This window comes from Staphylococcus sp. HMSC065D05 (genome assembly GCF_001813195.1).
GTDB classification, from domain to species: Bacteria; Bacillota; Bacilli; order Staphylococcales; family Staphylococcaceae; genus Staphylococcus; species Staphylococcus epidermidis.
On sequence record NZ_KV811747.1, the window covers coordinates 1 to 10963 of the forward strand.

8 protein-coding genes are annotated in these 10963 nt (G+C 30.0%); all 8 read left to right on the forward strand.

The genetic code is table 11. The features are described from left to right. A partial coding sequence (locus HMPREF2897_RS12960) for an LPXTG cell wall anchor domain-containing protein (protein ID WP_176744856.1) occupies positions 1-426 on the forward strand: 426 nt, incomplete at its 5' end. A 134-nt stretch (positions 427-560) separates the two neighbouring features. After that, positions 561-1754: an accessory Sec system protein translocase subunit SecY2 gene (gene secY2 / locus HMPREF2897_RS07400; RefSeq protein WP_002496239.1), complete on the forward strand. Its 1194-nt coding sequence runs from the start codon at positions 561-563 to the stop codon at positions 1752-1754. 13 nt (positions 1755-1767) lie between these two features. Beyond that, entirely contained in the window at positions 1768-3324 is a 1557-nt protein-coding gene (gene asp1, locus HMPREF2897_RS07405; protein WP_002446817.1) for an accessory Sec system protein Asp1, read from the forward strand. Next, positions 3317-4861, forward strand: a complete 1545-nt coding sequence (gene asp2, locus HMPREF2897_RS07410; RefSeq protein WP_002446818.1) for an accessory Sec system protein Asp2 — start codon at positions 3317-3319, stop codon at positions 4859-4861. The genes asp1 and asp2 overlap by 8 nt, the downstream gene beginning before the upstream one ends. 1 nt (position 4862) lies before the next feature. Further along, entirely contained in the window at positions 4863-5369 is a 507-nt protein-coding gene (gene asp3, locus HMPREF2897_RS07415) for an accessory Sec system protein Asp3 (RefSeq protein WP_002446819.1), read from the forward strand. Between the two features lie 21 nt (positions 5370-5390). Beyond that, positions 5391-7781 carry an accessory Sec system translocase SecA2 gene (secA2, locus tag HMPREF2897_RS07420; RefSeq protein WP_070592863.1) on the forward strand — a complete coding sequence of 797 codons (2391 nt, stop codon included), beginning with the start codon at positions 5391-5393 and terminating at the stop codon, positions 7779-7781. Positions 7782-7799: 18 nt separating this feature from the next. Next, positions 7800-9311 carry an accessory Sec system glycosyltransferase GtfA gene (gene gtfA / locus HMPREF2897_RS07425; RefSeq protein ID WP_002446821.1) on the forward strand — a complete coding sequence of 504 codons (1512 nt, stop codon included), beginning with the start codon at positions 7800-7802 and terminating at the stop codon, positions 9309-9311. Beyond that, positions 9304-10644, forward strand: coding sequence for an accessory Sec system glycosylation chaperone GtfB (gene gtfB, locus HMPREF2897_RS07430; protein ID WP_002446822.1), 1341 nt, complete (start codon positions 9304-9306; stop codon positions 10642-10644). The genes gtfA and gtfB overlap by 8 nt, the downstream gene beginning before the upstream one ends. Positions 10645-10963: the final 319 nt, after the last annotated feature.

Consider the following 10963-nt stretch of genomic DNA (forward strand, 5'->3'; position numbering starts at 1 on the left):
TCTGATTCAAACTCAATGAGTGCATCTGACTCAGGATCAGTAAGCGCATCAGATTCAGCGTCAGTGAGTGCATCTGATTCAGCATCAACAAGTGCGAGCGACTCAGCATCAGTAAGTGCATCAGACTCAGTGTCAACAAGCACAAGCGTGTCTGATTCAAACTCAATGAGTGCATCTACAAGTGAGTCAAATATCACTTCAAATGCAACTTCTAACAGTGCATCAAATGGTGAAAGTACAAACTCATCTAATGTAGCTCAACAATCAGATCACAAAGATAACAGTGACGAGACCAAAGAACTTCCTGAAACTGGTAACAGAAATGATACTAATAATACAAACGTATTAATGGGAGCTGTTCTCTCATTACTTGCTGGATTAGGTTTAGTGAAAAAATCACGTAAAAACAAAGAAGATAAAAAATAATTATAGATTTTAATCTATGATAATATGAAGTAAAACAAAGAGGCTAAGACATAATATTGAGTTTACGTGATAGTAAATCAACTATGTTTTAGCCTCTTTGCACTCATATTAAATAAGAATTTTAGGTGGAAAAAATGTTAAGAAATAAAGATTTTAAGATTTTACACAAAAGGATTATTTTTACAATGTTCGTTCTTTTTATATACATATTTGGAAGTAATATTTCTATCATTGGTAATGAATCAATTAAAACCAGTCATGATAGCTTTTTTAAATTAGCTGTTTCAAATGTCGGTGGAGATTTAAGTTCATTGAACGTATTTTCACTGGGATTAGGACCGTGGTTAACAGCAATGATTAGTATCATGCTATTCAACTATAGAGATGTAGATAATGTTATTAAGCAGACTCGTTCAGAAAAACAAATAAAGGAAAGACTATTAACATTACTCATAGCAACGATACAAGCATACTATGTTATCCATACCTATGTTCAGAATAATATAATACAGAACACAAATATTCTGTTACTTGTATTAGTTTTATTAACAGGGACATTACTATTAGTCTGGTTAGCTGACCAAAATACTACTTATGGCATTGGAGGACCAATGCCAATTGTATTAATGAGTTTAATAAAATCTTTATTTCATCAACAATTGTCTAGTATAAATGTAACAGCAACATTATTTATTGTGATCGGATTACTAGTTATAGCGGTGCTAACACTTCTCTACATAGAATTATCAGAGTATCGACTTCATTATAAAGATATAATGAATATGTCTACACAAACTTCACATTCATATATTGCTTGGAAATTAAATCCAGCAGGAAGTATATCTATAATGATAAGTTTATCTTTGTTTCTATTGTTAAATAGTGTTATTAACTTAATTGGAAAATTACTTTTGAATAAGGAAATGAATGTAGACATTTTCGGATTTGATAATCCTGTAGGTATTACAGTATATATTGTAATACAAATCAGTTTTGGATACTTACTATCTAGATTTTTAATCAATACTAAAAGGAAATCTAAAGAATTTTTAAAAAATGGAAATTACTTTGTAGGTATTAGCCCTGGTAAAGAAACTGAGCGATATTTAAATAAAAAAGCGAGAAGAATTTGCTGGTTTGGTTCAATTACAGTTACATTGATTTTAGCAGTGCCCTTATATTGTTCATTATTGGTTCCAGAGCTTTCAAAAGAAATATATTTTTCAATACAACTTATTATGTTGATTTATATTGGTATAAGTATAACTGAAACATTAAGGGCCTATTCTTATTTTGATAGATATAAAAGCATATTAGACAAATATTAGGGAGGAATTTTCAATGAGATATTTTATACCAGCGTGGTATAGTGGGCAAAAATTGTGGAAAGACAATACTCTTCCCTTCTATTATAAGCCGGATAAAACAGAGTTTGATGACATGATTAGCTTAATGTCTATGCATAAGAAAAATGGTTATGAATATAAGTTACTAGTATTAAATTATTCACCTAATTTAAGGTTGTTTTTACATAGACATGATTTATTTGAAAGTGATTATTGGTCTGTTTTTGATGTGTTACAAAGTGCTCCAAACACATTACCTAGAGCTATTGATTATTTAGATTTGAATTGGCCTAAAGATACAGAGTTTGTATATTCGCCATTTATGGTAGAAACAATTATAGGTGAAAATATGTATTCTCAAATTACGTTTAATCAAGAGGGATATGTACTTCATATACATGAATATGAAAATGGATTGCAACAACAAAAGATGATATTTGACGATAGAGGGTTTATATCTTCAATTATTAAATATGAAAATGATACTGAGGTTGAACAAATTTATTTAAATGTATTGGGGGAAAATATTCTAACTGAGAATTTAATAACAGGAGAAGTATTAGTTAATAACCCAGTTAAAGATTTATTAGACCATAGTAAATATTTAAATATGTTGGAAATAATAGAAGAGATTGTTGAAAAATTTTATAAAGATCAAATAACACAATCAGATGATTTTATTGCTGCTTCCGATGAAAGACACAATCAGTTAATTACACGTTATTTTGAAGCAAATCAATTATGTTTTTCTCTATTTTCAAATAGAAATAGAGAAATAACGCCACATTTAATTCAATCCATGCAACCAGCAAAAAGTTGTTTAGTTGACACAAAAGAAAATGAAAGAGAATGTAGTCTTATTGTTAATAACAATTCAATTGACATGAAAATGTCTAGAATTACACCCTTTGATACTGAAAAAATTCCAAATATAAGTTCTCAGTTATATGATGTGCATATTGGTTTTTGGATAGATAATTTATCAAGAGATGTAGTAGAACCTGTAATAGATCAGTTATATAGTTATATTAAAAATAAAGAAAACTATAGAGTTACTATTTTAATGAAAGATATAACAAGTAAAACACCAAAATGGTTATCAGACATAGTAAAAGAAAAAAATGAATTATATAATGAAGAACAAAGAACTTTAAGTGAAGAAATGGCTGATGTGTTAGAAGAAGAAATGGAATTTATAAAAATAATTAAAATTGAATCGGTCTTATTTGAAGAAGACTTAATTAGAGCAATGTCACAATTAAGAGTAGTTATAGATTTGGGTGATGAACCAGATTTATATCTGCAAATTAGCGCAATCAGTGCAGGAGTACCTCAAATTAATATGATAGAAACGGATTATGTGACATCTAATGTAAACGGATTAATAATACCAAGTTCATCTAATATGATACAGGCGTTAGATTACTTCTTACTAAGTTTGAAAAACTGGAATTATTCTTATGCATCTTCCATAAAATTAGTAGATGAATTTAGTTCGACTAAGATAATAAGAGAAGTGGACCGTTTGATAAAAGGAGAGTTATATGGCTAGAAAATTTAACATATTGCAAATCGGTGGAGAAGATTTAGAACCTATTTTCCATGATAAAAAAAACGTGTACAACGATTATCTTGATCCAATACTATTTACATTTGAAAGTGGTTATGAAGAAGCAATTGAAAATTTAATAGATGACATTGGTTCCTTTGATTTAGTATTTATTCAAACAACATATTCTCAAGAATTGATGAAAGTTATTGAAATAGTGGGAGAACCATATACGATTTATGTAGATGAAAACTACTGGGATTTTCAATTCGAAAATGATTCTCGAGTAAAATATAAATTTATTAAACCATTATTTTATAAATCAACAGATGAGTTGCATCATAAATTAAAAGCGGGCGCTTTTACTAAACAATACGGAGATAAAGTCTCACCAATTAAAGGGGAGGTAAATCCTAATTTTGAAGGAGAATTTGAGTACTTTGGTAACAAGGAACTCGTTTTGTCTGGAAATTTTGGAGAGTCGTATACGCCAATTGTTAGCTGGAACCAAAACTTAGTTTACGATAAGAATATGATGGTACAGTTATGGCCAGAATTTTTTGTAGAGGGAAATGTTGATGTCCAATATATAATTAGATTAATCCCATTTGGCTCATTAGAACATACGAAAGATGTTATTACCCTGACAAAGGATGATTTAAAACAGCCTTTGGAATTGATGCCAAGATCTTATGATGCAAACATTTCTATAGTAGTAAAAGCAAAGGGAACAGGTGTTGTACATCTTAGGGCAATCCATAAAAGGTGGTCTCGTGCAGAGATGGGCCAATTTATAATGGGTGGTCAACGTTACAACGATGAAAATGGCGAAGAGTATATACACTATTTCAATCCTGGCGATTTAAAGCCTCCATTAAATGTATATTTTAGTGGTTATCGTTCATTAGAAGGGTTTGAAGGGTATTTTATGATGAATAGTCTAGATGCTCCATTTCTACTTATTGGGGATCCTAGAATCGAAGGTGGATCCTTCTATCTTGGATCTGAAACCTATGAAAATAGCATAAAAAAAGTTATTAAAGAAACATTGGAATATTTAAATTTTAAAGAAGATGATTTGATATTATCTGGATTGTCGATGGGGTCATTTGGCGCATTATACTATAGTGCACAATTAAACCCGAGAGCTGTGATTGTTGGTAAGCCATTAGTGAATATTGGTAGAATTGCTGAAAATATGAAACTAAAACGACCCAATGATTTTGGAACAGCACTAGACATTTTGATGTCACAAGAAGGCACATTTAGTAAGGAAAATATCAATCATTTGAATAAGCGTTTTTGGGAAAAATTTAAGCAAAATGAATTTGAAAATACAACTTTTGCTATCGCATATATGCAAAATGATGATTATGATGATATAGCCTTTGATGATTTAATGTCTGTGCTAGGAGAATCCAAAACGCATATCATGACACGAGGCGTGCCTGGTAGGCATAATGATGACTCGGCAACGATAACCAGTTGGTTTGTAAACTTTTATCATATTATTTTAAATAATTACTTCGGGAGAGAGTAATATGAACCAAAATAAGCGATTTGATATCACCTGGAAAAAGGTACATAAAAGTACTTTTATGTATGGATCTAAGCTAAAATTTAATAACAATTTTGTCAGCATGGACAATTCTTTGATGCCCTCAGGAATGGTGATACATGAATGGAACATGCTATCAAGTTATACAACCAATAAACAAGTGCCTTCATTACCGCTATTGAAAAAAGGGAGCAATTATAAAATTAAGTTTGATTATGATGTCATCCCTGAAAAATCAGTGTATTTTAAAATTGTTTTATATAAAAAGAATGGTGAAAAAATTAAAACTATGATTATCGAAGATGATGATAGTGAGTTTGAATATCCAAAAGATGCCTATTCTTATAAGATTGAATTAATGAATGCTGGATTTCAGCATTTACAATTTTACCGAATTATTATTGAAGACCAACATATAGAGAAATGTCATTCAACTATACCAACTGATATTAGTGAAACAATTGATAAAATCAGACACAATATAGTATAAAATTCAGAAAGAGGTGTCCAAATGACAGGTAAATTTGAGAATACTATTAATAAAATGCGGTTAAAAAAACTAAAGAAAACATTAAATAGTATCAATAACATGAGTCATGTTTTTTCTGAATATACTGATGAAGAATTAAAAGCAAAAACTCAAGAATTTAAAAAGAGAATAATGGAATCTAAAGAAACATTAGATCAAATTTTGCCAGAAGCATATGCCGTGGTAAGAGAATCTGCCTATCGTGTATTAGGTATGTACCCCAAAGATGTGCAGGTACTAGGAGCTATAGTAATGCATCAGGGAAATATAGCAGAAATGCAGACCGGAGAAGGAAAAACGCTAACTGCAACGATGCCCTTATATTTAAATGCATTAACAGGTAAAAGAGCATTTTTAATTACGACTAATGATTACTTAGCCAAAAGAGATTGCATGGAAATGAAACCATTATATGAATGGTTAGGCTTAACTGCATCATTGGGATTTATAGACATTCCAGACTATGAATATGAAGCTGGTGAAAAGCAAAAACTATATGCACATGACATCATTTATACTACAAATGGTCGTTTGGGCTTTGATTATCTTACAGATAATTTAGCAGATCACAAGCGAACTAAATTTTTACCTGAATTACAGTTTGCAATTTTAGATGAAGTTGATTCAATCATTTTAGATGCAGCACAAACACCACTCGTTATATCCGGGGCACCACGATTACAATCTAATTTATTTGATATTGTAAAAGAATTTATACATACACTTAAAGATGGTCAACATTTTAAACTAAATAAAAATAAAAAAGAAATTTGGCTAAAAAAACAAGGTATTGATAAAGCAAATGACTATTTTAAAGTGCACCATTTATATGATGAAAGTAATTTTGATTTGGTTCGTATTATCAATTTATCATTGAGAGCAAAATATCTATTTGATTACAATTTAGATTATTTTGTATCAAATGGAGAGATTGTGTTAATAGATAGGATTACAGGGCGAATGCTTCCAGGTACGAAATTACAGTCAGGTTTGCACCAAGCAATTGAAGCTAAGGAAGATGTTGAATTATCTATTGATAAGAGTGTGATGGCTACAATTACATTCCAAAACCTATTTAAACTCTTTGACAAATTTGCTGGAATGACTGGTACAGGCAAACAAGGAGAAAAAGAATTTTTTGAGTTATATTCGAAAATTGTAGTTGAGATTCCCACAGACAAACCTATTCAGAGACAAGATTTGGAAGATAGAGTATTCGCGAACATGGAAGAAAAAAATCAAGCTATCATTGATACTGTAGTTGAAAAAAACAAAAAAGGTCAACCAGTTCTTTTAATAACTAGAACTGCAGAAGCAGCTGAATATTTTTCGACTAATCTATTTCAATTAGATATACCTAATAATCTATTAATTGCTCAAAATGTTTCTAAAGAAGCTCAAATGATTGCAGAAGCAGGCAATAGAGCAGCAGTTACTGTGGCTACTAGTATGGCAGGACGTGGTACAGATATTAAATTGGCACAAGGTGTTCATGAAATTGGTGGCTTAGCAGTAATTATTAATGAACACATGGAAAATAGTCGTGTAGATAGGCAGCTAAGAGGACGTGCTGGTCGGCAAGGTGACCCTGGTGTATCTCAAATATTTGTATCATTAGATGATTACATTGTTAAAAAGTGGAGCCAATCTAAACTTCTAGAGAACGACAAGTTAAATCAAACTAGTAGTGAAACTTTAGAAAATAGTAAAGTTTTCCAATTGAGAGTAAAAAACATTGTAAATAAAGCACAAACTGTTTCAGAAGAGACTTCAATTGTTCAACGTGAAATGGCTAATGAATTTGAAAAAAGTATAAGCGTACAAAGAGATTTAATTTATAAAGAAAGAAATCTTATTTTAGATATGGTTAACAAAAACCAATTTGATTATAAGCAATTGGCAAAAGATGTTTTTAGAAAAGATTTAAAAATTTTTAATATAAATGATGAAAAAGGTGTAATTAATTATGTTTATAAAAACTTATCTTTCAATTTTGAAACAAATAATGAAAAAATAGATGTATATAACCAAGAATCAATTGTTAATTTTTTAATACAACATTTTATGCAGCAATTTGGGGATAATCAAAAGAAAGCAGCAGACCCATATTTCATATTACGTTTCATTCAAAAATCAATTATCAAAGCAATCGATATAGCATGGATTGAACAAGTCGATTATCTTCAGCAACTAAAAGCTAGTGTTAATAATCGCCAAAATGGTCAAAGAAATGCCATATATGAATATCATAAAGTTGCATTAGAGTCATATGAAGATATGACAATTACATTAAAGAGAAATATTATAAGAAATTTATGTTTAAGTATTATAACGTTTGATAAACATGGAGATCTTATGATTTATTTCCCATAAAACAAGAGGAGGGATACGATGACTGTATATAATATAAATTTTGGAATAGGTTGGGCAAGTAGTGGTATTGAATATGCACAAGCATATAGAGCTAAATTGTTGAGACAGTTGGATAGAAATGTAAAATTTATTTTTTTAGATTTCATATCTTCTGAAAATATCCAAACATTGACTGATAACTTAGGTTTTAAAGATGATGAAGTAATTTGGTTATATCAATATTTTAGTAATATAAAAATTGCACCAACAACATATACTTTAGATGATTTAATGGGTGAAATCGGTAACGAAATTACTCAAATAGAGGATAACGGTAAAATCAAAAGATTGTATTTCGATGATGATAAAAGTTCATTTGCAACGTGCTATATGAAAAATCCAGATAAAAATTATGTAGATAGAGTGGAGTTTGTCCTTGAAGGCTATCTAATAAGAAAAGATTTCTTTAGTTATACAAGAGTTTTTTCTGAATATTATGCCCCTTATCAAAATTATGCCAAGATATATATGAGACAGTTTTACAATGAAGATGGAACAATTGCATATAAGGAATATATAGATGATAAAGAAAGTGTCTTTGTCTTTGATGATGCACAACTCTATAGTAAAGCAGAATTTGTTGCATATTTCATGAATAAATTAAATTTATCAAATAGAGATATCGTGATCCTAGATAGAGCTACAAAAATTGGCCAAGCAGTATTACAAAATAAAGGTGCTAGCAAATTAGGTGTGGTAGTTCATGCAGAACACTTTAGTAATAATGCCACTGATGGCGATAATATATTGTGGAATAACTACTATGAATATCAATTTAGAAATGCAAAATTTGTGGACTTCTTTATTACTGCGACCGATTTACAAAATCGTATTTTAAGTCAACATTTTTCTAAGTATACTCATGATAATCCATTAATTAGAACAATTCCTGTCGGTAGCTTAAATAAACTCATTCATCCAGAGAAAAAAAGACAACCATATTCAATGATAACGGCATCACGATTGGCTAAAGAGAAACATGTATACTGGATTGCTAAAGCAGTTGTGAAAGCCAAAAAAGAGATTCCTAAATTAACGTTTGATATATATGGTCAAGGTGGAGAAAAAGATAAAATAGAACAAATTGTTTATGAAAATAATGCACAAGACTATATTACATTAAAGGGCCATGTTAATTTGCAGAACGTTTATTCAAAGTATGAATTATTTGTGTCTGCTTCACAAAGTGAAGGTTTCGGTTTGACATTAATGGAGGCAGTAGGTTCTGGCTTAGGAATGATTGGATTTAATGTGAATTATGGTAATCCAACATTTATTCGTAATAGTGAAAATGGATATCTTATGTCTGAAAATGTAGAATCTGCAGATGAAGAAGAAAAGATTAATGAACTAGCTTCATATATTGTGAAATATTTTAAAAATGGACCCAAACATCCAGAAAGCATATCATATGAAATTGCTAGTGAATTTTTAACTCAGAAAATAGTAGAAAAATGGGATATGCTAATTAAAGAGGTGCTACATGATTAATATATTTGATAATTATCATTTTAACTCACAATTATTACATCGTTCATTGAAACTTGCAGGATATCAACATTTGACAATTTGTTTAGAGGATGATGGTTTTTTACCAGATGATGTTACCTCTCCTTATCAATTTTTTGCTCAAAATCCAATTAATCCAAGTGATAAGCCTTTATTCTTTAATGAAGTAGAGGTGCCAACTTACTGGGAAATTACAGGTACAAATGATATGGGTGAAATAAAAAATTTAGGGGAAGTTAGAGGTAAAATTTTCTATCAACCTAATTTCAAAACTCGTATTGTAAGTCGAGTTGAGTGGTTGGATAACAAGCAACGATTACGCACAGTTGATTTCTATAATAAAAATGGGTTTAAATTTGCTGAGACTATCTATGATTTGACTGGTAAAGCTATAATGAAAAAGTACTTTGATCGTCTAGGCAAAGAAATTATCTATGAAAATTATGTGACTGGGGACTATGTATTAAATTGGAAAAATGAGACACACTTTTTCAAGTCTCATGAATCATTTATCATATATTACTTAAAACAACTAAATGTAGATTTAAGTGTAGTTATCTTTAATTCACTAGCGATGCCTTTTATCGCGTTATATAGAATGGATACAATTGGAAAAGGAATTCTCGTTTGGCAAGAAAACAGCCATGGTAACGTACCTGGAAATATGAAACTTATGTTTGATGAATATCTAAAGAGAAATTATTCTGTAATGATACCTGATAGTATTGAATATCTAACAATATGCCAAAGACTTGATGATAGTGAACGAGATAAAGTATATAGAGGTGGTTACCTTTATGATTATCGAAAACAAAACCAGTTTAGTAGAAACATATTAACTTTAACAAATTCAGACCAATTGTCTTGTATTGAAGAATTAGTGAAAAATAATAGCAACTATCAGTTTCATATAGCGGCTATTACAGAAATGTCTAATAAATTATTAGAATTAGTGAAATTTGATAATATTCGATTGTATCCAGTGGCAGACGAAGAAACAATTGAATCATTATATCAACAATGTGATATTTATCTCGATAACAATAAAGGTAATGAGCTATTGGATGCAGTCAGCAGAGCATTTGAAAATGATATGGTGATCTTTGCAACCCATGATGAAGCACATAATCGTATGTTTACAGCCACTGAAAATATTGTTATGAAAAAAGACATTAATAACTTGACAGTAATTTTGAAAAAAATGGCTAATAGCAGTAAAGCATATCACACCAGGTTACAATTACAAAAGGATTATGCGAATGAAATTGAACATGAACAATTCATTAATAGAATTAATATGTCATTAAAAAAATAGGCCCTTATTAAAAAAGCTTATTTATATTTTTGTTTACTAGACTAGAAAGATAGCAGAAGACTTCATATACTACTAAAAAAAGCGGTTGGGACATAATTCCTAGCAAAATAGCCAGTAAATGAGTTTTCATAAATTCATTTACTGGCTTCTTTATTTACAATACTTCGTATTGTTGGCTCGCTTTCTTAGGGGACAGCTTCAGCCTGTCCTGCTCCCTCAAGAGTCTCGGCAAAATACTTTGTATTAATGTGTAATTTTATATTAAAATACTTTAAAAAAATAAGGCCTTTCGTATAATTTAATAAATACCAATAAACTA